Source organism: Streptomyces sp. UW30, from assembly GCF_008042075.1.
Lineage (GTDB): Bacteria > Actinomycetota > Actinomycetes > Streptomycetales > Streptomycetaceae > Streptomyces.
In genome coordinates, this window is record NZ_RDBN01000021.1 from 332,725 (window position 1) to 355,363 (window position 22,639).

Genomic DNA, 22,639 nt, shown 5'->3' on the forward strand with positions numbered 1-22,639 from the left:
CCGGCCGGGCGGGGCGGGTCCGACAGGTTCCAGCTCCACGAGAGCGTGGGGGTGATGCGCAGGTAGTGACCGGGGCCCACCATGCCGACCCGCTCGACGGGGCCGTCCGCGACGCCGTACACCCGGAGCCCGCGGGCCTAGGGCGAAGGGTCCAGGGCGGGTCGGGCCGTGGACGGCAGACGGGGACCGGCCGGGGTTCCTAAGGTGAAGCCATGTCCGACAGCTTGCGGTTCGATCTCGACGCGTATCTCCGGCGGATCGGTTGGGAGGGGGAGCGGCGCGCCGACGTGGCGACGCTGCGGGGAGTGCACCTGGCGCATCTGCGGGGCATCCCGTTCGAGAACCTGGACGCCCTCAGGCGCATCGCCCCGTCCCTCGACCCGGCCGACCTGATGGCCAAGCTGGTGCACAGCCGGCGCGGCGGCTACTGCTACGAGCACAACTCGCTCTTCGCGGACGCCCTGGAGGCGCTGGGCTTCGAGGTGACCCGGCTGGGCGCACGCGTCGTCGTCGGAGCCGACCGCATCGAGAGCCGGCCGCGCACCCACATGGCGCTGCTCGTCCGGGCGCCCGGCGACCCGCAGCCGTATCTCGCGGACGTCGGCTTCGGCGCCATCGGTGCGCTGCTGGAGCCGGTGCCGCTGACCGCCGGCGTCGAGTTCCGCGACGCCGGGCGCCGGCACCGGCTCGCCCACGCCCCGCACCACGGGCCGCTCGAACTGTGGCTGCTACAGGCGCACGACAGGGCGAAGGACGAGTGGGCCGACCAGTACGCCTTCACCCTGGAGCCGTTCGAGAAGCCCGACTTCGAGGTCATCAACTGGCACATCGGCACCAACCCGCGCTCGCCCTTCACCCAGCGCGTCTACGTCCAGAGCCTCACCGCCGAGCGCCACCTGCTCCTCAACGGCCGGCTCCTCACCGAGACGCGGGCGGACGGCACGGTCGTCGAGCGCGAGGTGACGCGGGAGGTGGAGGCGCGTCGGCTGCTGGCGCGGGAGTTCGGGATCGACGCCCCGGAGGGCATGACGCTGCTGCCCGCGTGAGGGCGGGCCGTCAGTCCCACCAGAAGTGCCAGGCCGGCTGGTTGAGCAGGCGGTTCTCGGCGTAGGCGCGGATGCTGGTATCGCTGCTCTGCAGGATGTTGTCCGGGCAGAACGAGAAATGCTCGGCGGCGACGGCCTCCGCCTCGGCCAGGGTGTCCGGCGGGAACGCCACGGAGACCAGGAGGTGGTCGAAGCCGAGCGCGACGACCCGTATGCCGAAGCGGTCCTCCCAGGAGCGGAGCACCGCGCAGAGGCGGGCGGTGTCGCCCTCGTGGTTCACCGGGCCCGTCCAGCCGATCGCCGCCGGAAGGTCCGCGCTGCGGCGGGCCGGGACGAGGGCGAGGCGGGGGTCGTCCAGCAGACCTCCGCTCTCCACCAGGGAGTCCGCGATGTCGGCGGCCACCGCTTCCGGGTCCACGGAGTCGGCGGCTGAAGCCGGGGTGCCGGCCAGGCCGGGCCACTCCTCCTGCGTCTCCCCTGCCGCGTATTCGTCCCAGAGCTCCGCCAGGACCTCGTCGGCGTCGTGATCTCCCGGGTACGACATCTCGCCGGGCATCAACTCCCAGTCCTGCGGGCCGCCATGGCGGCTGCCCGCGTCGACGACGACCGGCAACAGGCCGGCAATCCGCCGGGCCGGGGTCAGCGCGGACCAGGCGCCCGGCGTCGCCCGTGCGTCGGCGAGCCACAGCAGCGGCTCGTGCCACGGGCCCTCCGTGGTCGCGTCGAGGAGCCTTCCCGGCGGGAGTCGGAGGCCGAGAGCGGCACCGGAGGGGTCGCTCGTGAGCTTCGGCAGAGGGTTCGGAAGTGTCGCCATGCCCGTGACTTTAGGGGGCGGCACTGACAACTCACTTCACCTCACCACTGTGCTGTCGAAGCACTCCGTACCGCCGCCCACCGCCGGGTGGAAGCAGGCCCGCACCACGGTTCCGGGGCGGGCCGCGGTCATCGGGGTGTAGACGTAGGAGTCCGCGTCGATGCCGTCCCGGATCTCCGCGCAGCGGACGCCTCCGGCACGGGCCTTTTCGCCGTCGTCGCCGCGTGCCGACATCTCCAGCCGGTCGCCGACGCGTGTCCCCCACATCCGGGCCCAACTCGTCCCGCACTCCTGGCTGTAGCGCAGCTCCAGCCAGGCGCCGGTGGCGGTCCGGTACGAGGCGAGGGTCTCCGGCGCCGGGGCGCACTTCATGCGCATCGGGCTCTTGCCCTCGCAGACCTCTGACCGGCAACGCGGCTCGACCGCGGACGCGGGCGGTGACAGCGACGCACGCGGCTCGCCGTCCCGGTGCGGCAGCAGCAGCACCACCGCGGCAACGCCCCCGACGGCCACGGCGGACACCGACGCGAGCACCGCGACGAGCGTCGCGCCGCGGTGGACGTCCCTGTTGTCGGCGGTGGCACCGGCAGGCGGGGCCTCCTCAGGAGGGGGTGGGGCAGACGGCAGGACGCGCGGTCCCTGCGCCGCCCGTCCGCTCCCCTCCGACTCCGCGATCTCCCACAGGGCCACACAGCGCCCCTCCGGCTCGCCGGCGAGCCGGCACAGCTCCTGCACCGCGTCCCGTGGAGGGAGCGTGTGGCCGTTGAGATAGCGGTCCCAGGACGACTTGCTGAACGCGGTCTTCGCCGCGAGCCCGGCCAGGCTCAGACCGGTGCGGCCCTTCAACTCCAGCAGCGCGGCGGCAAGTCGGGCCCGTTCCGGCGACGGCGCCGTCATCGCCGTAGGGCCTTCCAGGTGTGCGGCCCGATGATGCCGTCCACGACCAGCCCCGCCCGCTGCTGCGCCTGCTCGACCGCGCGTTGCGTCACCGGACCGAAGATCCCGTCGATCCCGCCCGGCGAGAAGCCCGCCCGACGCAGCAGACACTGCGCCTCGGCGACCTCGGGCCCCGCGTGGCCGTTCGCGAGGATGGCGCCCCGGGTGCGGCTGATGCCCGCGTACCAGCGGTCGTCGATCCGTTCCAGGTGGCAGGTGTACGTCGGTGCGGGCGGCCGCGAGGCGGGCGGGGACGCCGACTTGGCGGTCGCGGCGAGGGGAGCCGTCGGGTGTGCCGTGTCGCCGTCGCGGCCGCTCAGTCGTACGACGAGGAGGGCGGCCGTGGAGACGGCCAGGACCAGCGCGACGGCCCCCGCCACCAGGGCGACGCGCAGCGAACGGCTGGTGGGCCGTGTGCCGGCGGCCCCAGCGGTTTCGTCGGGGAGGAACTCCGGCTCTGCGGCGGTCACTTCCGGTACGGCCGCCGCGGCCCGCCGGTTCCCCCACGCCTCCGCGGCCACCTCATGCAGCGCCAGTAACCGCGTCGGATCCTCGTCCACGGCCCGGGCCAGCGCGTCGACGGCCTCCCGGGGCGGCAGCGAACGGCCGCCCAGATACCGCTCCCACGACTTCTGGCTGTACCCCGTCCGCGCCGCCAGCTGCCGCAGGCTCAGCCCGCTGTGGTCCTTCAGCCGGCGCAACCGCACCACCAACTGCCGCACACGCGGATCCAGTTCCGCGGGCAGCGCTGCCCAACGCGACATGTTCCCCCCATTCGCGTTCACGGTCCGGGCCCGCGGTCCGTGGTCCGTGGTCCGTGGTCAGCGGCCCCCGTGCCCCCGCCGCATTCTGCATCAGCATCCACGGGCCGCACGGAAGTTGGTTCCGGCACGGGTACGGAATCGGCCACCGCCCCGTCACAGGCGTCCCGCCGTGCCGTCCCGACGGGAGGTATCCGTGCAGGTCAGCGGGTGGGACATCCCGCGGTGACGTCACTTGTGCGGCAACTGTGGCAACCGCCGCCGCCCGCCGCGCACTCTCGTCTCGCCAGCCGGCGGCAGGCACCGCCACCCGAGCCGGAACGAGAGGGAAACACATGCGACCGAACATCTGGACGAGGACCCTCGTCAGCGTCAGCGCCGTCGTGGGCCTTGCCGCCGCGGGCCTCGCGACCGCGGGCACCAGCTCCGCCGCGTCGGACGCGAGGCCGGCCGTGCGCTCCGACGTCGGCGTCCTCGCGGTGAACAACCTCGGCCTCAGCAACACGGAGGCCCGCTACGTCCAGTGCTGGATCCAGGACTACTGGGGCTACACCGGCGCCCTCGACGGGCAGCTGGGCACCAACAGCTGGAAGGCGTTGCAGCGCTGGCTCAAGGCGCACTGGGGCTACAACGACAACATCGACGGGATCGTCGGCCCCAACACCATCAAGGCCCTGCAACGTGACCTGAAGGCGCACCACGGCTACACCGGCGCGATCGACGGCATCGCCGGATCGGGCACCAAGGCCGCGTTCAAGGACTTCGCGGCCGACTCCAGGCAGTACTGCTGAGTCGTCCGAGTGGTCTGAGTGGTCTGAGTCGTCGCCCCGACATGGCCGCGGCCCGTCCTCCCCGCGGGGGAGAGAACGGGCCGCGCGCGTTTCCTCGCGTGCTCAGAGGCGCTCGGGCGTCCGGATGCCCAGCAGGGCCATGCCCTGGTGCAGGGTCCGGGCCGTCACGTCGCACAGGAACAGACGGTTCTGCACCTGCTCGGGCGTCTCGGCCTTCAGCACCGGGCACTTGTCGTAGAACGACGTGTACAGCGACGCCAGCTGGTACAGATACGCGGCCAGCTTGTGCGGGGCGTACTCCGCGGCCGCCTCGAAGACCGTGTCGCCGAACGCGTCCAGGTGCAGACCGAGCGCCCGCTCCGCCGCGTGCAGTTCCAGCTCCGGGTGCGCGGCCGGCTTCGTCTCGCCCGCCTTGCGCAGGATCGACTGGATACGGGCGTACGCGTACTGGAGGTAGACGGACGTGTCGCCGTTCAGCGACACCATCTGGTCCAGGTCGAACTTGTAGTCCCGGTTCGGCGACGTCGACAGGTCCGCGTACTTCACGGCGCCGATGCCGACCTGCGCGGCCCGCTCCTGGATCTCGGCCTCGGTGAGGTCCTGCGCCTTCTCCCGTACGACCTCGGCCGCCCGCTGCACCGCCTCGTCCAGCAGGTCCTCAAGCCGTACGGTCTCGCCCTCACGCGTCTTGAACGGCTTGCCGTCCGCGCCGAGCACCGTGCCGTAGCCCATGTTGTGCGCGGTGACCTCGTCGGTCAGCCAGCCCGCGCGGCGGGCCGCCTCGAAGACCATCTTGAAGTGGAGGGACTGACGGACGTCCACGACGTAGAGCAGGGACGTGGCGTGCAGGTCCTGGACCCGGTTGCGGATCGCCGTCAGGTCGGAGGCCGCGTAGCCGAAACCGCCGTCCGCCTTCTGCACGATCAGCGGGACCGGCTGGTCGTCCTTGCCGCGGATCTCGTCGAAGAACACCACGAGCGCGCCCTCGGAGCGCACCGCGACACCCATCTCCTCCAGGAGGCGGGCGGTCTCGGGCATGCCCTCGTTGTACGCGGACTCGCCGACGATCTCGTCGTCGCGGATCTCCATGTCCAGCTTCTCGAAGACCGAGTAGAAGTAGACCTTCGACTCGTCCACGAACTGCTGCCACAGCTCCAGGGTCTCCTTGTCACCGGACTGCAGGGCGACAACCCGCCCCCGGGCCCGCTCCTTGAACTCCTCGTCCGAGTCGAAGACCGCACGCGACGCCTTGTACACCCGGTTCAGGTTGCTCATCGCCTGCTCGCCGTCGACGTCGGCCGCGGGGGCCAGCTCGCCGGGGTTCTCGAACAGGTACTGGATGAGCATGCCGAACTGGGTGCCCCAGTCGCCGATGTGATGCCGGCCGATCGTCTTCTCGCCGGTGAAGTCGAGCATGCCGCGCAGGGCGTCGCCGATGACCGCCGACCGCAGGTGACCGACGTGCATCTCCTTCGCCACGTTCGGCTGGGCGTAGTCGACGACCGTGATGCCCGCGTTCTCCTTCAGCGGCACGCCGAGACGCTCGCCGTCCGCGTGCCGCGCGGCGAGGTTCTCGGTGATCGCCCTGTCGGCGATCGTGATGTTGAGGAAGCCGGGCCCTGAGACCTCGACGTCCTGGATCACGTCACCGGTGACGATGTTGCCGACGACCTGCGTCGCCAGCTCCCTCGGGTTCGACTTGGCCTTCTTGGCGAGAGCCAGGATCCCGTTGGCCTGGAAGTCGGCCCGGTCGCTACGTCGCAGGAGCGGGTCCGCGTCGGCCTCCGGCCGGGTGGCCGACAGGGCGTTCGCGAGACGCTGCTGGACTTGATCGGTGAGCGACGTGACCGAAGCCATGGGGTGGGAGCCGTTCTCCTCGTGGGATGGGTAGACGTCGCCAGTATCCCATGGGGGGTAAACGGGTTTTTTGCGGCTGCGGGCCGGTGCGGGCCGGCCGCGCAGTTCCCCGCGCCCCTTCGAGGCGGCTGCGCCGCCTAAACTGGGTGCGCAGCTGAATTGACCGTACTGGCTGCCCTGGAGAAAGAAGGACGTGCCGATCGTGGCTCAGAGCACCGAGACCACCGACTGGGTCTCCCGTTTCGCGGATGAGGTCATCGAGGAGTCGGAGCGTCGGGCCCCGGGCAAACCGGTCGTCGTCGCGTCCGGACTCTCTCCCTCCGGGCCCATCCATCTGGGCAACCTGCGCGAGGTCATGACCCCGCACCTGGTCGCCGACGAGATCCGGCGGCGGGGGCACGAGGTACGGCACCTGATCTCGTGGGACGACTACGACCGCTACCGCAAGGTGCCCGAGGGCATCGCGGGCGTCTCCAAGGAGACCCACACCCAGCACATCGGCAAGCCGCTGACCTCCGTGCCGGCGCCGCAGGGCTCGGCGTACCCGAACTGGGCCGAGCACTTCAAGGCGGCCATGGTCGAGGCGCTCGCCGAGCTCGGCGTGGAGTTCGACGGGATCAGCCAGACCGCGCAGTACACCTCGGGCGTGTACCGGGAGCAGATCCTGCACGCCATGAAGCACCGCGGCGACATCGACGCCGTGCTCGCCCAGTACCGCACCAAGCCGAAGGGCGGCGCCAAGAAGTCGCAGAAGCCCCTCGACGAGGCCGAACTGGAGGCCGCCGAGGGCTCCGGCGCGGCGAGCGAGGACGACGGCAGCCTCGGCTCCGCCGGGTACTTCCCGTACAAGCCCTACTGCGGCAACTGCGAGAAGGACCTCACCACCGTCACCGCCTACGTCGACGACACCACCGAGCTGACGTACACCTGCAACGAGTGCGGCTTCTCCGAGACCGTCCGGCTCAACGAGTTCAACCGCGGCAAGCTGGTCTGGAAGGTCGACTGGCCCATGCGGTGGGCCTACGAGGGCGTCATTTTCGAGCCCAGCGGCGTCGACCACTCCTCACCCGGTTCGASCTTCCAGGTCGGCGGCCAGATCGTCGGGATCTTCGGCGGCAAGCAGCCCATCGGCCCCATGTACGCCTTCGTCGGCATCAGCGGCATGGCCAAGATGTCCTCCTCGCGCGGTGGGGTACCCACCCCGGCCGACGCGCTGAAGATCATGGAACCGCAGCTGCTGCGCTGGCTCTACGCTCGCCGCCGGCCCAACCAGTCCTTCAAGATCGCCTTCGACCAGGAGATCCAGCGGCTCTACGACGAGTGGGACAAGCTGGACGCCAAGGTCGAGGACGGCTCCGCGCTGCCCGCCGACGTCGCCGCGCACTCGCGTGCCGTGCGCACGGCCGCCGGTGAGCTGCCGCGCACGGGCCGCCCGCTGCCGTACCGGACGCTCGCCTCCGTCGCCGACATCACCGCCGGCCACGAGGACCAGGCGCTGCGGATCCTCTCCGAACTGGACCCGCACAACCCGCTGGTCTCGCTGGACGAGGCCCGCCCCCGGTACGACAAGGCCGAGGCGTGGATCAACACGCAGGTGCCCGCCGACCAGCGGACCATCGTGCGCGAGGAGCCCGACGGCGAACTGCTGAAGTCCCTCGACGAGGCGTCCCAGCAGTCGCTGCGGCTGCTGCTCGACGGCCTCGCCGAGCACTGGTCGCTCGACGGGCTGACCCACCTCGTGTACGGCGTGCCCAAGGTGCAGGCCGGGTTCTCCGCGGACGCCACGCCCAAGGAGCTGCCGGCCGAGATCAAGACCGCTCAGCGGACGTTCTTCGCGCTGCTGTACCACCTGCTCGTCGGCCGGGACACCGGACCACGACTGCCCACGCTGCTGCTGGCGGTGGGGCAGGAGCGGGTACGGCGCCTGCTCGGCGAGTAAGCCGCACAAAAAAAGGGGCCCTCAGCCGAGGGCCCCTTTTTTCGTGCTTCGGGTCAGGCGATGTGGTTCTCTTCCAGCTCCGTGTTGTAGAGCTTCGTGAACCGGTTGACCATGCGCTTGGCCTCATCAGGCAGGAGTGCGGCGCCGAACTCCGCCTCCACGTTCTCGCTGAACTCGCGCGGGGTCGGGTAGCCCGTGCCACCGATCGACTTCTTGAAGACCTGGTAGTAGTCCTCCTCGGTCGGGTCAGGGCGTTCCGGAGGACCGCCGCCCTCGCCGAGCTGGCGCGTGCGGTTGGCGGTCACCGGGATCGGAAAGGTGCCGGTGTCCTCCGGAGAGGGCTCCTGGGCGGGCGGTTCCTGCTGGAACTGGTCCTGGTACTGCTCGGCCCGCAGCTGCTCCTGGTACCACTCCTCGTAGTGCTCCTGAGGGTCGTACGTGGCGCTGTAGCCGCCCTGGTAATCGACCTGCCGGGGAGTGTTGAACCAGTCCTGCACGTACTCCTGTTGCTCCACGGCGGGCGGGCCCGCCAGCTCGGGGCGCTGCTCCCCGGCCGGTGCCGTCCGCTGCTGCGGGACGGGCGCAGCCCCGGTGGCGGCCGGCGTCGGGGCCGCCGCCTCGGCCGCGGGATAGGCATCCAGGACCGGCTGCGGCGCCGGCGGCAGCAGCGCGGGCTCGATGCCCGCCGCCGCCAGCCCCGCCGGAGCCGTCTGCGCCAACGGAACCCCGTAGCGCGCCAGACGCAGCGGCATCAACGACTCCACCGGCGCCTTCCTGCGCCACGCCCGGCCGAAGCGGGAACGCAGCCGGGCCTGGTACACCAGACGCTCCTGCTCCAGCTTGATGACCTGTTCGTAGGAGCGCAGCTCCCACAGCTTCATACGGCGCCACAGCAGGAACGTCGGTAGCGGGGAGAGGAGCCAGCGCGTCAGGCGCACGCCCTCCATGTGCTTGTCGGCCGTGATGTCCGCTATGCGGCCGATCGCGTGGCGGGCCGCCTCCACGGAGACCACGAACAGGATCGGGATCACGCCGTGCATGCCCACGCCCAGCGGGTCCGGCCAGGCCGCCGCGCCGTTGAAAGCGATCGTCGCGGCCGTCAGCAGCCAGGCCGTCTGACGCAGCAGGGGGAACGGGATGCGGATCCAGGTCAGGAGCAGATCCAGGGCCAGCAGCACACAGATACCTGCGTCGATGCCGATCGGGAACACATAGCTGAAGTTCCCGAAGCCCTTCTGGATGGCCAGCTCTCGGACGGCCGCGTACGAGCCGGCGAAGCCGATGCCGGCGATGATCACGGCGCCGAACACGACCACGCCTATGAGAACGCGGTGCGTTCGAGTCAGCTGCGGTGGCGCGGCCACTCGTATTCCCCTCCCCTTGCGTGTTGTTGCGCGCAACAGGGTGGCACATCCGTACGGCGTACGTTCCTCCGGTACGGCGCGAGCCCGGCCCACGAACGGGCCGGGCTCGTACAAAGGGCTTGGCTGAGCTGCGCGTTGTGACCCAGCGGTGAGCCGGGTGTGACAGTCAGCTCTTCTTCGCCGCTGACTTGGAAGGGGAGGCGGAGGCCGCCTTCGACGGGCTCGACGAAGGGGACTTCGAGGCCGACTTCGAAGGGGTGCTGCTCGGCGTGCCCGCGCTGCCCCCGTCGTTCGCCCTGCCCACCGCGGCCACGACCTCCTTGACCGCCTTCTGGGCGAGCTTGTTCAGGGTGTCCGCGCTCGGGGTCTTCTCGCCGGCCAGACCCGCGCCGTTGTAGTCCAGCGTCACGACGACGTTCTCGACCCGCGCCACGACCGTCTCCTGCTTGAAGGAACCCTCCTTCTTCTTCAGGTCGTAGCGCACCGCCGTCGCCTCGTCGCCCACCCCGGCGACCGGCTCCGACTTCAGGTTCTTCGCGCCGGACGCCGACTTCGCGTCCTGCACCTGAGTCTCGTAGTACGCCTGCGCCAGCTTGTCGCCCGAGCCACGTGTGACGTCGGACTCGAAGCGCAGCAGGGAGACGTTGAGCCAGCGGAACTGCGAGCCCTTCACGCCGTTGTTGTCCAGGCTGCTCCAGGAGCAGGAGGCGCGCGTCGAAGCCTCGTCGGACGTGCCCCGCTTGCCGGACTTGGCCTGCGGGACCAGGTCCTCCAGCGTCTTCTTCGCCAGCACCTTGCACGGCTCGGGAAGCGACTTGTACACGGCCGCCTGCACCGTCGGCGACGGGCTCGCCGACTCGGACGCCGACGTCTTCGTGCTGCTGTCGGCCGCCTTGTCGTCCGAACCGGAGTCCGAGGAACAGGCCGCGGCGACCAGCATCACGGGGACGACACCCGCGCACACAAGGGCGCGGCGCAGGCCCCTCGCCCGCTGCTCGCGCTGGTCACGCCGGTCATGTTGGTCTCGCTCTGCAACTCGCTGCATGGTTCCTTCACTCATGACTGACACTCGTGGTTCCTGCGTTCGGATCGGGTCCGAGGGGCCACGGTACGCGGTGAAGAAGCTGTGTGGTCTCGTTTCGGTTACGTCGCACAAGGGCGTGGAGGTGTGAACGAGGAGCGCTAGTCCGACAGCGCGTCCGCCAGTTGCGCGGCCAGTTTCTGGGCCCTGTCCTGCATTTCCTCGCTGTCCGGGACCGTGCCGACGGTCGCCGGCTGCTCCTCGTACTCGATGGTCACGATCACGTTGGACGTGCGGAACGCCACAGTCACCGTGCGCTGCTGAGCCGTCGAACCGGAGCTGGCGAGCTCGTCGTCGAGGAACGCCTCGTCGCCGACGTCGTCCAGCACACGGGGCTGGAGTTCGGCGGAGGCCGCGCCGTCGGTGGACGCGGACGCGGAAGGGGAGGTGGAGGACGAAACGGACGGGGACGCGGAGTTCGAGGCCGAGGACGACGGTGAGCCGCTCGGGCTGCCGCCGGGGCCGGTGGACGGGCCGGTCGACGGGTCGGTGGTCGCGGAGCCCTCCGCGCCCTCGGTGTCGCCGTCCGAACTCGTCGGCTCGGGAAGGTCCGCCGCCTCCTGCCGCGTCGCGAAGAGCTGCTCCGCCTCGCTGTCGTCGCTGACCGCGGTGTCGTAGGACACCACACGCTCGAAGTCGACGGTGAGGTGGTCGGTGGCGTCGGCCGACTCCACCTTCCAACGGCAGCCGACCTTGCGGTCGGTGTCGTAGGTGAGCGTCGGCGTGCCCTCGTACGCCTTCTCCTGCTGGTCGGCGTCCGTGACCTCCTGGATGCCGGGCAGGAGCGAGTCGAGCGTGTCCTCGCCGACCACGCCGCACGGTTCGGGCAGCACGCGGTACCGGCCGGGTTCGGCCGGCGCCGCCGCCGTGCCGGAGTCGCCGGGGTTGGAGTCGTCGGCCGTGCCGCCGCTGTCGGAGCTGCCGGTGCAGCCTGCCAGCAGCGCCGCGAGGAGCGCGGCGACGCCGGATACGTAGGCCTTCCGCTGCACGGTCAGGCTCCTCTCGACGGTGACTGGATGGTCGGTCCGCTGCCGGTCTCTCAGTGTCCCCGCTGGTTAATCGCTTGCCGCGCGGGGGCGCCCACTGGAGACAATGTGTATCGCACGCACTGCCGTGGACGCCGGTCCGTTGTCCCTTTTCATCGACCTTGGCGCCGGTTTTGCGATTTCATGCTTGTGTTTTGTTTCCGGGGGATTGAGGACGATATGTCGTACGTGGAGATGCCGGGCGCGAAGGTTCCCATCCGTATGTGGGCCGACCCGGCGACGATCGAGGGCTCCGCACTGCAGCAGCTCCAGAACGTCGCGACCCTGCCGTGGATCAAGGGCCTCGCCGTGATGCCGGACGTGCATTACGGGAAGGGGGCGACGGTCGGGTCCGTCATCGCCATGCACGGGGCCGTGTGTCCGGCGGCGGTCGGGGTGGACATCGGCTGCGGGATGTCGGCGGTCAAGACGTCCCTGACGGCCAACGACCTGCCGGGGGATCTGTCCCGGCTGCGGTCGAAGATCGAGCAGGCGATTCCGGTGGGGCGGGGGATGCATGACAGTCCCGTGGATCCGGGGCGGCTGCACGGCTTCGGTACGGCTGGGTGGGACGACTTCTGGGGGCGGTTCGACGGGGTCGCGGAGGCGGTGAAGTTCCGGGAGGAGCGGGCGACCAAGCAGATGGGGACGCTCGGATCCGGCAACCACTTTGTCGAGGTCTGCACGGATACGACCGGTTCTGTATGGCTGATGCTGCACTCCGGTTCCCGGAACATCGGCAAGGAACTGGCCGAGTTCCACATCGGCGTGGCCCAGAAGCTCCCGCACAACCAGGGCCTGGTCGACCGTGACCTCGCCGTCTTCGTGGCGGACACGCCGCAGATGGCGGCGTACCGCAACGACCTGTTCTGGGCGCAGGAGTACGCCAAGTACAACCGCACGATCATGATGGCGCTCCTGAAGGACGTGATCCGCAAGGAGTTCAAGAAGGCCAAGCCGACCTTCGAGTCCGAGATCAGCGCGCACCACAATTACGTGGCCGAGGAGCGCTACGACGGCATGGACCTGCTCGTCACCCGGAAGGGCGCGATCCGGGCGGGCTCCGGCGAGTACGGGATCATCCCCGGCTCCATGGGGACGGGTTCGTACATCGTGAAGGGCCTCGGCAACGAGAAGGCCTTCAACTCGGCGTCGCACGGCGCGGGTCGGCGCATGAGCCGGAACGCGGCGAAGCGGCGGTACACGACCAAGGACCTGGAGGAGCAGACGCGGGGCGTGGAGTGCCGTAAGGACTCCGGTGTCGTGGACGAGATCCCGGGCGCGTACAAGCCGATCGAGCAGGTCATCGATCAGCAGCGGGACCTCGTGGAGGTCGTGGCGAAGCTGAAGCAGGTCGTGTGCGTCAAGGGCTGACGCGGGTCGCCTACTTCGGCGCGTGTGTCACCGCGTAGATCATCACGAACGCCACGATGTGGATGCCGAACAGGAAGTAGCCGAGCCACCACCACATCTGGCGTTCGTTGTGGGGGTCCTTGGGACCTGCTTCAGCTTCGCCACGACCTCCACGAGGTCCCTGTGCACCTTCGTGTTGGACGCCTGGGCGCGGGGGCGGACGACGAGGAGGTCGATGTTGACGTGGCTGGGGCGGGTGACCGCCCAGGTGATGGTGTCGGCCACGTCGTCGGCCGTCAGGGGATCCGCCACGCCGGCGTAGACCTTGGCGGCCTTGGCCTCGTCGCCGCCGAAGCGGGTCAGGGCGAACTCGTCCGTCCTGACCATGCCGGGCGCGACCTCGATGACGCGGACCGGGCGGCCGACGATCTCCAGTCGCAGGGTCTCGGCGAGGACATGGGCGCCGTGCTTGGCGGCGACATAACCCCCGCCGCCCTCGTAGGTGCCGTGGCCGGCCGTCGAGGAGACGACCACCACCGTGCCGTCGCCGCTCGCCTCCAGTTGGGGGAGCAGGGCCTGGGTGAGGTTCAGGGTGCCGATGACGTTCGTCTCGTACATCGTGCGCCAGTCGGCGGGGTCGCCGGTCGCGACCGGGTCGGCGCCGAGTGCGCCGCCCGCGTTGTTGACCAGGACGCCGATCGTCTTGAAGGCCGTCGCGAACTCGTCCACTGCCGTGCGGTCCGTGACGTCCAGCTGGTACGCCGCCGCCGAGTGGCCGGCCGCGTTGATCTCCTCGGCGAGCGCCTCGATGCGGTCCTTGCGGCGGGCGGTCAGGACGACCCGGTAGCCGGCCGCGGCGAGCTGCCGTGCCGTGGCGGCGCCGATTCCGCTGCTCGCACCGGTGACGACGGCGATGCGGGAGGCGGCGGACGGTGCGGCGGTGGCCATGGCTGCTCCTCGTGCGGTTCGAGTCGAGAGACTGTCCGGCCAGGATAGGCGGGCGGTGCGGTGGGACAATGAGATGGGTGATCCCCAGGCCAGGAGGTGGATCATGGGACAGGCACGTGAGGTCATGGATCGGCTCACCGCGGCGATCACCACGGCGGACTCCACGACCATCGCCGAGCTCTACGCGAAGGACGCGGTCGCCGTCACCCCGGACGGCGGGGAGCTCCACGGGCGGGACGACATCGCCGAGTACTGGCGTCAGATGACGCAGGCGGTCCCGGACGGCACCTACGAGTCGGTGCATTCGTACGAGATCGGCGACACCGCCATCGACGAGGGCGTCTTCAGTGGCCGCAACACCGGGCCGATCCAGTTGCCCACGGGGGAGATGCTGCCCCCGACGCAGAAGGAGATCAGGATCCGCGGGGTCGATTTCGCCACGGTCGGCGCCGACGGGCGGATCGTCGACTACCGGCTCTACTTCGACGAGATGGAGTTCCTGGGGCAGCTGGGGCTGCTGCCCGACGAGCCGACCTGAGCCCGGCCGCAGCCGCCGGTCGGTGTCAGTTCCCTCGCGGCGCGTACATGATCACCGCCATGCCCGCGAGGCAGATCAGCGCGCCCGTGACGTCCCAGCGGTCCGGGCGGTAACCGTCGGCGACCATGCCCCAGGCCAGTGAACCGGCGACGAAGACGCCGCCGTACGCGGCGAGGATCCGGCCGAAGTTCGCGTCGGGCTGGAGTGTGGCGATGAAGCCGTACGCGCCGAGCGCCATGACGCCGGCGCCGATCCACAGCCAGCCGCGGTGTTCGCGTACGCCCTGCCAGACCAGCCACGCGCCGCCGATCTCGAAGAGGGCGGCGACGAGGAAGAGGGCGACGGAGCGCAGGACCAGCATGGTGATCAGCCTTGCATGCCGCCGTCGAGGGCCATCGGGCACCTGAGTCCCAGTGTCACCTGTGTCCCAGTGTCACCTGTGTCACCTGTGTCACCTGTGTCCCGGTGTCACCTGTTGGACGGCGCCTGCCGGGCGCCGTGCGTGGGATACATCGCTACGACCACATGGAGTGAGGAGTGGCGATATGCGGCGGATGCGGGTTGCTGCGGTGTGCGGTGCGGCCGTGGCGACGGCGGTCGGCGGGGCGGTTCCGGGCGCATGGGCGGTGGGCCGTCCCCAGGCGGATCTCGCCTATCACGGCTCCGCCGACATGGTCGCGGGCCAGGTCGACGTGCGGTTCACACCGCACAATCACGGGCCGGGCGCGGTGCCGGACTCCATGGTGCGGATCGGCTGGTCGCAGCCGCTGGCGGACGGGCAGACGCTGCCCGTGGGGTGTGCGCGGGAGGGGGAGCGGGCGGTGCTGTGCCGGACCGGGGCGCTGGGCGCGGACGCCGTGGGCGAGCGGATCGGTCTGCGGGTACGGCTGCAGGGCGCGCCGTCGGAGGTGCTGCTGGAGTTCGAGACGGTGGCGAGCGACGGGGCGGTGGACCAGGACCGGGTGGACGAGCGGCAGCGGGTGCTGGTGCTGGACACCGGGGACACGTACTACTTCTGACGCCCGCCCGGCACCGCCCGGCGCTATGCGTCGGGGCCGTCGGCGTCGTAGCGCTCGCGGGCCCGGTGGACCTCGTCGAAGTGAGTCTCCGCCCAGTCCTTCACGGCCGTCAGCAGCAGGGCCAGGTTCTGGCCCAGCACGGTCAGCTCGTAGTCGACGCGGACCGGGACGGACGGGGTGACGGTGCGGGTGAGGAGGCCGTCGCGTTCGAGTGAGCGCAGCGTCTGGGTCAGCATCTTGGGGCTGACGCCCGCGATCTTGCGTCCGAGGTCGCTGTAGCGCATGGGGCCGGCGGCGAGGGCGGCGACGACCAGGCTGACCCACTTGTCGCTGATGCGGTCCAGGAGCTGGTTGGTGGGGCAGCTCTTGAGGAACGCGTCGTATTCGAAACGGGCCTGTTCGCGTCGCTGGGCCGCCGTCGTGGTCGCCATGGCTCACCTCTGAGGTAGGTACGCACTCCCAGGTAACTACTTACCCAGAGATAGTAACTCTTCCTAGGGTTGTTCGCAGTGGTCGGGAGAGCGTCCCGCCCACATGCTGACGAACCGAGGAGAGTCCCTGTGCGTGCTGTAGTGGTGAATTCGTTCGGCGGGCCGGAGGCCGTGGAGGTCGTGGAGACCGACGTGCCGGAGCCCGGTGCGCGACAGGTACGGATCAAGGTCTCGGCGGCCGCGCTGAACCCCGTGGACGCGGGTGTGCGGTCCGGTGGCTTCGGGGGTGCGGGGCAGCGGATCGGGTTCGGCTGGGACGTCGCCGGGACGGTGGACGCGGTGGCCCCGGGGGGACCGTGGAGTGTGGGCGACCAGGTGGTGGCCCTCCACTACGGGCCGGTCAAGCCGCTGGGCACCCATGCGGAGTACGTCGTCGTGGACGCGGACGCCGTCGCGGTGGCGCCGGCGACGGTGGACGCCGTGCACGCGGCGACGCTGCCGCTGAACGCGCTGACCGCCGCGCAGGCGCTGGACCGGCTGGAGCTGGAACCGGGGCAGTCGCTGCTGGTGACGGGGGCGGCGGGTGCGGTCGGCGGGTACGCGGTGCGGCTGGCCGCGCACCGGGGGATAGCGGTCAGCGCGCTGGCGCGGGAGACGGACGAGGAGTTCGTACGGTCACTCGGGGCGGTCGGGTTCACGGCGGGCGATATCGAGGCGGGGAGCTTCGACGCGGTGCTGGACGCGGCGTTTCTGGGGGAGCCGGCGCTGGAGTGGGTGCGGGACGGGGGTGCCTACATGGGCGTCATTCCGCATGCTGAGCCGGGGTCGGTGCGGGGGGTGCGGACCGGGGCGGTCGAGGTGAGTGCCGATGGGGCGCGGTTGGCGGAGCTGGTGCGGTTGGTGGAGGACGGGGTGTTGACGACTCGGGTGGCGCAGACGTTCTCGCTCGACGACGCGGCGAAGGCGCATGCGCGGCTTGCTGAGGGCGGAGTTCGGGGGCGTTTGGTGCTGGTGCCGTGAGGGTCGGTGGGGGTGGGTTCGCCCGCCCGCGCCGGCGGGGTGCCGCTGCGCCCACCCGTGCCGTCCCAGCGGCACGACTGCCCGCGGCTGGGCAGGCGGCGGGCGGGCCTGGCCGCAGCCAGGTGGATGCGTCTGGGTCTGGCTACGTCGGTTCCACTCCCTGTGCGTAAGTCGTCGGCGGCACCCCCACCGTTGTCGTGAAGTCGCGGACCAGGTGGGCCTGGTCGGCGTAGCCGAGGTCGGCGGCGAGGGCGGCCCAGTCGACGTCGCTGCGGGTGCCGGCGAGTTCCAGGGCCTCGTGGATGCGGTAGCGCAGGATGCACCACTTGGGGCTGACGCCGACGTAGGTCGAGAAGAGCCGCTGGAGCGCCCGTACCGACAGGCCCTGTTCCTCGGCGAAGTCGCCGACGCGGCGGACCGTCCGGTCGGCGCGGATGTGCCGGACGAGGCTCATGGCCTGGTCGGCCTGGGGGTCCGGGGTGCAGGGGAGGGCCAGGAGGAAGGTGTTCAGGGCGGCCACGCGGGCCCGGTCGTCGGCCGGGGTGACGATCGTGCCGGTGGTGTCGGCCGTGGCCTGCGGGAACACCTCATGGGCGGGCAGCGCGCGGCCCGTCCAGCGGGACACCGGGGCCTCGGGGGCGTACGGGCGGAATCCGCCGGGCCGGAACTTCACCCCGCAGACCCGGCCCCGTCCGGTCAGCTTGCGGGTGTACAGGCCCAGCGCGACGCCGGTGACCTCGGCGTACGGCGGGCCCTCGTCCTCGTCCCACTGGAAGGTGAGATTGACGGCCGGGTGCGGGACGACGTGGGAGGCGTAGGGCAGGGGCAGGTCCCAGTCGATGAGCCAGTACCACTCGACGTACCGGCGCAGCGGCTCGGCGGGCTCGTGCCGGCGGAACCGTACGCGGTTCAGCAGCCCGGACGGGTCGACGATCCCGCGGGTGTCGTGGCGGGGTGCCTCCATGGCCGGATCGTACGTCGGGATTTCGCCGAGCAGGGCGTCGCGTTTCTTCAAGAAGGAGCGGGGTCGGATTTCCTACGGTCGACGCATGGATACGAACGGTGTGAAGACGTACGACATCGGTGAGCTGCTGGCGATGGCGCGCGAGCGGGCGGTTCCGGTGGTGCGCGGCATTCCCGACGAGACGCTCGCCGCGCCCACGCCCTGCGCGGAGTACGACGTGAAGGCCCTGGTCAATCACCTCTTCCAGGTGATCGTGCAGTTCCAGCGGCTGGCCGCGAAGGAGGCGTCGGACTTCGGCGACACCCCCGACCGGGTCGCCGACGGCCCCGAGTGGCGCGAGCGGCTCGCCGACGAGGCGGACCGGCTGGTGGCGGCCTGGTCCGCGCCCGGTGCCGAGGACGGGACGACCGGCGCGATGGACATGCCCGCGCGGCTGGTCGGCTCGATGGCGCTGCTCGATCTGACCGTGCATGTGTGGGACCTGGCGCAGGCCACGGGCCAGGACTACCCGGGTGCCGACGAGGCGGTCGTGGCGGAGCTGGCCGGCGCGGTGGACACGCTGGCGCCGACGGCCAGGAAGATGGGGGTGTTCGGGGAGCCGGTGGCGGAGCCCGAGGGCGCGTCCCGGTTCGAGCGGCTGCTCGCCCGGACCGGCCGGGATCCGCACTGGTGGTAGTCATGGCGGGCCGGGAATAGTCCCTGGCAGGTCACCGTTCTCCGGGTATAGTTGAACCGTCAACAATCTGGAGGATGAGCGACCATGCAGTTCGGGATCTTCAGCGTCGGCGACGTGACGCCGGACCCCACCACGGGCCGTACGCCGACCGAGCGCGACCGCATCAAGGCCATGGTCGCCATCGCGCTGAAGGCCGAGGAGGTGGGTCTTGACGTCTTCGCCACGGGTGAGCACCACAACCCGCCCTTCGTGCCCTCGTCGCCGACGACGATGCTCGGCTACATCGCGGCGCAGACGGAGCGGCTGATCCTCTCCACCTCCACCACCCTCATCACCACCAACGACCCGGTGAAGATCGCCGAGGACTTCGCGATGCTCCAGCACCTGGCCGACGGCCGGGTGGACCTGATGATGGGCCGCGGCAACACCGGCCCGGTCTACCCCTGGTTCGGCCAGGACATCCGCCAGGGCATCAACCTCGCCATCGAGAACTACGCCCTGCTGCACCGGCTGTGGCGCGAGGACGTCGTGAACTGGGAGGGCAAGTTCCGTACGCCGCTGCAGGGCTTCACGTCCACGCCGCGGCCGCTGGACGGGGTCGCGCCCTTCGTCTGGCACGGCTCGATCCGCTCCCCGGAGATCGCCGAGCAGGCGGCGTACTACGGCGACGGCTTCTTCCACAACAACATCTTCTGGCCGGCCGACCACACCAAGCGGATGATCGACCTGTACCGGTCCCGGTACGCCCACTACGGCCACGGCACGCCCGAGCAGGCCATCGTGGGGCTCGGCGGTCAGGTCTTCATGCGGAAGAACTCCCAGGACGCGATCCGTGAGTTCCGGCCCTACTTCGACGTCGCCCCGGTCTACGGGCACGGCCCGTCGCTGGAGGAGTTCACCCAGCAGACCCCGCTGACGGTCGGCTCCCCGCAGCAGGTGATCGAGAAGACGCTGGGCTTCCGCGAGTACGCCGGTGACTACCAGCGCCAGCTGTTCCTGATGGACCACGCCGGGCTGCCGCTGAAGACCGTCCTGGAGCAGATCGACATGCTCGGCGAGGAGGTCGTACCGGTGCTGCGCAAGGAGTTCGCCGCCCGGCGCCCGGCCGAGGTGCCGGACGCGCCCACGCACGCCTCCCTGCTGGCCGGGAAGGAGTCGCAGGAGGTGACCGTCGCATGAAGCTCGTCGTCGTGTCCGCGGGGTTGAGCGTCCCGTCCTCCACGCGGCTGCTGGGAGACCGGCTGGCCGCGGCGGTGGTGGGGCGCAGTGCCGACCCGGTGGACGTCGAGGTCGTCGAGCTGCGCGACCTCGCCGTGGAGATCGCGCACAACTTCACCAACGGCTTCCCCGGCCGGCGGCTGGCCGCCGCGATCGACGCGGTGACCTCGGCGGACGGGCTGATCGTGGTCACGCCGGTGTTCTCGGCGTCGTACAGCGGGCTGTTCAAGTCGTTCTTCGACGTGATCGAGAAGGACGCCCTGGCGGGCATCCCGGTGCTGATCGCCGCGACCGGCGGTACGGCCCGGCACTCGCTGGTCCTGGAGCACGCGCTGCGTCCGCTCTTCGCCCACCTGCGGGCCGTGGTCGTCCCGACCGGCGTGTACGGCGCCTCGGAGGACTGGGGTGCGGAGGGCTTGGACAGGCGCGTCGAGCAGGCGGCGGGGGAGCTGGTCATGCTGATGGCCGGACGGCCCGCCCAGAAAAGGGCCGAGCCCGAGGTGGTGCCGTTCGCCGAGCAGCTGGCGGCCCTATCCAGCCTGTCCGGCGATTGAGGACGAGGCGGTTCAGGCCGAAAGCGGGGTCTGGGGGCGCAGCCCCCAGAGGCGGCCGTGTGAGGGTGTGAGCCCAGTAAGAAGGGCAACTGCGGCGCAGCCCACCCGGCCGAACCGCCGGAGGCCTTGGCAGACTGAACCCGTGTCCCAGACTGTTCTCCTCGCCGAAGACGACCGCGCCATCCGCCACGCGCTGGAGCGCGCGCTGACCCTGGAGGGCTATCAGGTCACCGCGGTCGCCGACGGCGTCGAGGCGCTGGCGCAGGCCCACCGCACGCCGCCGGACGTGCTCGTCCTGGACGTGATGATGCCCGGCATCGACGGACTCCAGGTCTGCCGGGTGCTGCGCGCCGAGGGCGACCGCACCCCGATCCTGATGCTGACGGCGCTCGTGGAGACCCAGGACCGCATCGCGGGCCTGGACGCGGGCGCCGACGACTACGTGGTGAAGCCCTTCGACGTGGAAGAGGTCTTCGCCCGGCTGCGCGCCCTGCTGCGCCGCACCAGCGAGACGAACGGCGCCGCCCCCGTCGACGTACCGAAGCAGGCCCCCGAGACCACCGGCCGGCTGATCGAGGCGGCCGGGCTGCGGATGGACCCGCAGGCGCGGCGGGCCTGGCGGGGCGGGCGGGAGCTGGAGCTCACGCGAACCGAGTTCGAGCTGCTCGAGCTGTTGGTGCGCAACGCCGGCATCGTCCTCGACCACTCCACCATCTACGACCGGATCTGGGGCTACGACTTCGGTCCCGGCTCCAAGAACCTCGCCGTCTACGTCGGCTATCTGCGCCGCAAGCTCGACGAGCCCGGCGCGCCGCAGCTGATCCACACGGTGCGCGGGGTGGGTTACGTGCTGCGGGAGGACTGAGTGGGCGGCCCCGCGCGCCGTCGGCTCGCCCGGCTGCTGACCGGGCGGCGGCGGACCGGGCTGGTCTCGCTGCGCTCCACCTTCGCCGTGTCCTTCGCGGCCGTGACCGCCGTGGTCACCGTCTTGGTCGGGCTGCTGTCGTACACCGCCGCCGCCCGGCTGGTGCGGGTGGACCAGGAGTCCGTGTTCGATGAGGTCGTGCAGGACCTGCGCGGCGAGGTGCGCCAGCGGCCGATGCGGCCGGAGGACTTCTCCTCCTCGGCGCCGGGCCACGATCTCGTACGGCCCGCCCGTACCGATGTGCAGGTGCTGGGCCCCGACGGTGCCGTGGTCGACCCGGGGCGGCCGGGGCTGCCCGTCACGGGCGCCGACCGGCGGATCGCGGCCGACGGGACGGCCGGGCGGATGGTCCAGCACCGGGACGTCGACGTCGGCAGCGACGTCTACCGCGTCGCCACCGTCGCGCTCGGCGGTGGGCGGGGCGCGGTGCAGATCGCGCAGGAGTTCAGCGACACGGAGGACCTGCTGCGGGCGCTCCAGCAGCGGACGCTGCTGCTGATGGCGGCCGTGGTGACACTCGCGGGGCTCTTCGGCTGGTGGCTGGCCCGGCGCATCACGCGCCGCCTGGTCGTCCTCACCGACGCGGCCGAGGACGTCGCCCGCACCCGGCAGCTCGGCATCCAGGTACCCGTCACGGGCTACGACGAGGTCGGCCGCCTCGGCCGGGCCTTCGACCGCATGCTGGGGCGGCTGGCCCAGTCGGAGGAGGACCAGCGGCGCCTCGTGCAGGATGCGGGCCACGAGCTGCGTACGCCGCTCACCTCCCTGCGTACGAACATCTCCCTGCTGCGCCGGATCGACGAGCTGCCGCCCGAAACGCGCGGCGAGCTGGTGGCCGACCTGGGCCAGGAGGCGCGCGAACTGACCGACCTGGTCAACGAGTTGGTCGATCTGGCGGCCGGGCAGTCCGACACGGAGCCGGCCCAGCGGGTGGACCTCGCCGACATCGCCGAGGACGTCGCGGTCGTCGCACGGCGGCGGACCGGGCGCCGGATCCTCGTGCGCGCGAGCGGGGAGACGGCGACGCAGGGACGGCCCGGGATGCTCCAGCGGGCGGTGACCAACCTGGTCGACAACGCGGCGAAGTTCGACCGCGACGGCACCGCGCCGATCGAGATCAACATCGCCGGCCCCGCCCGCCCGGGCACGGTCCGCGTAGAGGTCCTCGACCGGGGGCCCGGCATCGCCGAGGACGACCTGATCCGCGTCTTCGACCGCTTCTACCGCGCCGCCGCCGCGCGTTCCCTGCCCGGGTCCGGGCTGGGCCTGTCGATCGTGCGGGAGGTGGCACTCGCCCACGGCGGAGCACCGTTCGCGCTCCGCCGGGAGGGCGGCGGCACGTCGATCGGGTTCACGGTGGGGGGCTCGGGCTGAGGGGC

General features: G+C 71.0%; 22 protein-coding genes and 1 pseudogene. 12 read left to right on the forward strand and 11 right to left on the reverse strand.

The features are described 5' to 3' along the window. The first annotated feature begins 212 nt into the window (after positions 1–212). On the forward strand, positions 213–1,046 hold the full coding sequence (locus EAO75_RS11830; protein WP_147994996.1) for an arylamine N-acetyltransferase family protein: 834 nt from the start codon (positions 213–215) through the stop codon (positions 1,044–1,046). A gap of 10 nt (positions 1,047–1,056) precedes the next feature. On the opposite strand, the gene EAO75_RS11835 is transcribed toward EAO75_RS11830, so the two are convergent. The 3 genes from EAO75_RS11835 to EAO75_RS11845 are packed head-to-tail and all read right to left on the reverse strand — an operon-like array spanning position 1,057 to position 3,560. Then, the gene (locus tag EAO75_RS11835) at positions 1,057–1,860 is read right to left on the reverse strand and encodes a DUF4253 domain-containing protein (protein WP_147994997.1); all 804 of its coding nucleotides are present in this window, start codon (positions 1,858–1,860) and stop codon (positions 1,057–1,059) included. A gap of 36 nt (positions 1,861–1,896) precedes the next feature. Further along, the gene (locus EAO75_RS11840) at positions 1,897–2,757 is read right to left on the reverse strand and encodes an XRE family transcriptional regulator (RefSeq protein ID WP_147994998.1); all 861 of its coding nucleotides are present in this window, start codon (positions 2,755–2,757) and stop codon (positions 1,897–1,899) included. After that, entirely contained in the window at positions 2,754–3,560 is an 807-nt protein-coding gene (locus EAO75_RS11845; RefSeq protein ID WP_147994999.1) for a peptidoglycan-binding protein, read from the reverse strand. Before EAO75_RS11845 ends, EAO75_RS11840 begins: the two co-directional genes overlap by 4 nt. A gap of 332 nt (positions 3,561–3,892) precedes the next feature. On the opposite strand from EAO75_RS11845, the gene EAO75_RS11850 reads away from it, so the two are divergent. Then, positions 3,893–4,348: a peptidoglycan-binding domain-containing protein gene (locus EAO75_RS11850; RefSeq protein ID WP_147995000.1), complete on the forward strand. Its 456-nt coding sequence runs from the start codon at positions 3,893–3,895 to the stop codon at positions 4,346–4,348. Between the two features lie 102 nt (positions 4,349–4,450). Here the strand turns inward: EAO75_RS11850 and argS are convergent, their stop codons facing one another. Then, positions 4,451–6,205, reverse strand: a complete 1,755-nt coding sequence (argS, locus tag EAO75_RS11855; protein ID WP_147995001.1) for an arginine--tRNA ligase — start codon at positions 6,203–6,205, stop codon at positions 4,451–4,453. A gap of 193 nt (positions 6,206–6,398) precedes the next feature. On the opposite strand from argS, the gene lysS reads away from it, so the two are divergent. Next, a complete protein-coding gene (gene lysS, locus EAO75_RS11860) occupies positions 6,399–8,144 on the forward strand; it encodes a lysine--tRNA ligase (protein WP_147995002.1) in 1,746 nt (581 codons plus the stop codon). A gap of 53 nt (positions 8,145–8,197) precedes the next feature. Here lysS and EAO75_RS11865 read toward each other — a convergent pair whose 3' ends face one another. The 3 genes from EAO75_RS11865 to EAO75_RS11875 all read right to left on the reverse strand — a co-directional run bounded on the left by EAO75_RS11865 (position 8,198) and on the right by EAO75_RS11875 (position 11,578). Further along, positions 8,198–9,508: a DUF2637 domain-containing protein gene (locus tag EAO75_RS11865; RefSeq protein ID WP_147995003.1), complete on the reverse strand. Its 1,311-nt coding sequence runs from the start codon at positions 9,506–9,508 to the stop codon at positions 8,198–8,200. Positions 9,509–9,674: 166 nt separating this feature from the next. Continuing rightward, positions 9,675–10,553 carry a DUF3558 domain-containing protein gene (locus tag EAO75_RS11870; protein ID WP_261989245.1) on the reverse strand — a complete coding sequence of 293 codons (879 nt, stop codon included), beginning with the start codon at positions 10,551–10,553 and terminating at the stop codon, positions 9,675–9,677. A 137-nt stretch (positions 10,554–10,690) separates the two neighbouring features. Further along, on the reverse strand, positions 10,691–11,578 hold the full coding sequence (locus tag EAO75_RS11875) for a DUF3558 domain-containing protein (protein ID WP_147995005.1): 888 nt from the start codon (positions 11,576–11,578) through the stop codon (positions 10,691–10,693). Between the two features lie 216 nt (positions 11,579–11,794). Between EAO75_RS11875 and EAO75_RS11880 the strand changes: the two genes are divergently transcribed. Beyond that, positions 11,795–12,988 (forward strand): RtcB family protein, encoded by a 1,194-nt coding sequence (locus tag EAO75_RS11880; protein ID WP_147995006.1) that lies wholly within the window; start codon positions 11,795–11,797, stop codon positions 12,986–12,988. A 153-nt stretch (positions 12,989–13,141) separates the two neighbouring features. On the opposite strand, the pseudogene EAO75_RS11885 reads toward EAO75_RS11880, so the two are convergent. Then, positions 13,142–13,915 (reverse strand): annotated as a pseudogene (locus EAO75_RS11885) (SDR family NAD(P)-dependent oxidoreductase); the annotation flags it as partial. A gap of 103 nt (positions 13,916–14,018) precedes the next feature. On the opposite strand from EAO75_RS11885, the gene EAO75_RS11890 reads away from it, so the two are divergent. Continuing rightward, the gene (locus tag EAO75_RS11890) at positions 14,019–14,453 is read left to right on the forward strand and encodes an ester cyclase (protein WP_147995007.1); all 435 of its coding nucleotides are present in this window, start codon (positions 14,019–14,021) and stop codon (positions 14,451–14,453) included. Between the two features lie 25 nt (positions 14,454–14,478). Here EAO75_RS11890 and EAO75_RS11895 read toward each other — a convergent pair whose 3' ends face one another. Next, a complete protein-coding gene (locus EAO75_RS11895; RefSeq protein WP_147995008.1) occupies positions 14,479–14,814 on the reverse strand; it encodes a YnfA family protein in 336 nt (111 codons plus the stop codon). Between the two features lie 184 nt (positions 14,815–14,998). On the opposite strand from EAO75_RS11895, the gene EAO75_RS11900 reads away from it, so the two are divergent. Continuing rightward, positions 14,999–15,472 carry a hypothetical protein gene (locus EAO75_RS11900; protein ID WP_147995009.1) on the forward strand — a complete coding sequence of 158 codons (474 nt, stop codon included), beginning with the start codon at positions 14,999–15,001 and terminating at the stop codon, positions 15,470–15,472. Positions 15,473–15,495: 23 nt separating this feature from the next. On the opposite strand, the gene EAO75_RS11905 is transcribed toward EAO75_RS11900, so the two are convergent. Further along, the gene (locus EAO75_RS11905; protein WP_147995010.1) at positions 15,496–15,903 is read right to left on the reverse strand and encodes a winged helix-turn-helix transcriptional regulator; all 408 of its coding nucleotides are present in this window, start codon (positions 15,901–15,903) and stop codon (positions 15,496–15,498) included. 129 nt (positions 15,904–16,032) lie between these two features. On the opposite strand from EAO75_RS11905, the gene EAO75_RS11910 reads away from it, so the two are divergent. After that, a complete protein-coding gene (locus EAO75_RS11910; protein ID WP_147995011.1) occupies positions 16,033–16,923 on the forward strand; it encodes an NADP-dependent oxidoreductase in 891 nt (296 codons plus the stop codon). Between the two features lie 142 nt (positions 16,924–17,065). Here EAO75_RS11910 and EAO75_RS11920 read toward each other — a convergent pair whose 3' ends face one another. After that, positions 17,066–17,887: a helix-turn-helix domain-containing protein gene (locus EAO75_RS11920; protein ID WP_147995013.1), complete on the reverse strand. Its 822-nt coding sequence runs from the start codon at positions 17,885–17,887 to the stop codon at positions 17,066–17,068. 85 nt (positions 17,888–17,972) lie between these two features. On the opposite strand from EAO75_RS11920, the gene EAO75_RS11925 reads away from it, so the two are divergent. The 5 genes from EAO75_RS11925 to EAO75_RS11945 all read left to right on the forward strand — a co-directional run bounded on the left by EAO75_RS11925 (position 17,973) and on the right by EAO75_RS11945 (position 22,634). Next, on the forward strand, positions 17,973–18,563 hold the full coding sequence (locus EAO75_RS11925; RefSeq protein WP_147995014.1) for a TIGR03086 family metal-binding protein: 591 nt from the start codon (positions 17,973–17,975) through the stop codon (positions 18,561–18,563). Positions 18,564–18,647: 84 nt separating this feature from the next. After that, positions 18,648–19,742, forward strand: a complete 1,095-nt coding sequence (locus EAO75_RS11930) for an LLM class flavin-dependent oxidoreductase (RefSeq protein WP_147995015.1) — start codon at positions 18,648–18,650, stop codon at positions 19,740–19,742. Next, on the forward strand, positions 19,739–20,335 hold the full coding sequence (locus EAO75_RS11935) for an FMN reductase (protein ID WP_147995016.1): 597 nt from the start codon (positions 19,739–19,741) through the stop codon (positions 20,333–20,335). The genes EAO75_RS11930 and EAO75_RS11935 overlap by 4 nt, the downstream gene beginning before the upstream one ends. Before the next feature lie 142 nt (positions 20,336–20,477). After that, positions 20,478–21,200 carry a response regulator transcription factor gene (locus EAO75_RS11940; protein WP_147995017.1) on the forward strand — a complete coding sequence of 241 codons (723 nt, stop codon included), beginning with the start codon at positions 20,478–20,480 and terminating at the stop codon, positions 21,198–21,200. Continuing rightward, complete coding sequence (locus tag EAO75_RS11945) at positions 21,201–22,634, forward strand: sensor histidine kinase (protein WP_187284399.1); 1,434 nt, start codon at positions 21,201–21,203, stop codon at positions 22,632–22,634. Positions 22,635–22,639: the final 5 nt, after the last annotated feature.

What these genes read in the sequence shown, in the direction of transcription:
- EAO75_RS11895 (WP_147995008.1), bottom strand. Translation starts at nt 14,814, where the DNA reads ATGCTGGTCCTGCGCTCCGTCGCCCTCTTCCTCGTCGCCGCCCTCTTC.
- EAO75_RS11850 (WP_147995000.1), top strand. Translation starts at nt 3,893, where the DNA reads ATGCGACCGAACATCTGGACGAGGACCCTCGTCAGCGTCAGCGCCGTC.
- EAO75_RS11880 (WP_147995006.1), top strand. Translation starts at nt 11,795, where the DNA reads ATGTCGTACGTGGAGATGCCGGGCGCGAAGGTTCCCATCCGTATGTGG.
- EAO75_RS11905 (WP_147995010.1), bottom strand. Translation starts at nt 15,903, where the DNA reads ATGGCGACCACGACGGCGGCCCAGCGACGCGAACAGGCCCGTTTCGAA.
- EAO75_RS11840 (WP_147994998.1), bottom strand. Translation starts at nt 2,757, where the DNA reads ATGACGGCGCCGTCGCCGGAACGGGCCCGACTTGCCGCCGCGCTGCTG.
- EAO75_RS11870 (WP_261989245.1), bottom strand. Translation starts at nt 10,553, where the DNA reads ATGCAGCGAGTTGCAGAGCGAGACCAACATGACCGGCGTGACCAGCGC.
- EAO75_RS11900 (WP_147995009.1), top strand. Translation starts at nt 14,999, where the DNA reads ATGCGGCGGATGCGGGTTGCTGCGGTGTGCGGTGCGGCCGTGGCGACG.
- EAO75_RS11835 (WP_147994997.1), bottom strand. Translation starts at nt 1,860, where the DNA reads ATGGCGACACTTCCGAACCCTCTGCCGAAGCTCACGAGCGACCCCTCC.
- EAO75_RS11925 (WP_147995014.1), top strand. Translation starts at nt 17,973, where the DNA reads ATGGATACGAACGGTGTGAAGACGTACGACATCGGTGAGCTGCTGGCG.
- EAO75_RS11935 (WP_147995016.1), top strand. Translation starts at nt 19,739, where the DNA reads ATGAAGCTCGTCGTCGTGTCCGCGGGGTTGAGCGTCCCGTCCTCCACG.
- EAO75_RS11830 (WP_147994996.1), top strand. Translation starts at nt 213, where the DNA reads ATGTCCGACAGCTTGCGGTTCGATCTCGACGCGTATCTCCGGCGGATC.
- EAO75_RS11890 (WP_147995007.1), top strand. Translation starts at nt 14,019, where the DNA reads ATGGGACAGGCACGTGAGGTCATGGATCGGCTCACCGCGGCGATCACC.
- EAO75_RS11845 (WP_147994999.1), bottom strand. Translation starts at nt 3,560, where the DNA reads ATGTCGCGTTGGGCAGCGCTGCCCGCGGAACTGGATCCGCGTGTGCGG.
- EAO75_RS11930 (WP_147995015.1), top strand. Translation starts at nt 18,648, where the DNA reads ATGCAGTTCGGGATCTTCAGCGTCGGCGACGTGACGCCGGACCCCACC.
- argS (WP_147995001.1), bottom strand. Translation starts at nt 6,205, where the DNA reads ATGGCTTCGGTCACGTCGCTCACCGATCAAGTCCAGCAGCGTCTCGCG.
- EAO75_RS11920 (WP_147995013.1), bottom strand. Translation starts at nt 17,887, where the DNA reads ATGGAGGCACCCCGCCACGACACCCGCGGGATCGTCGACCCGTCCGGG.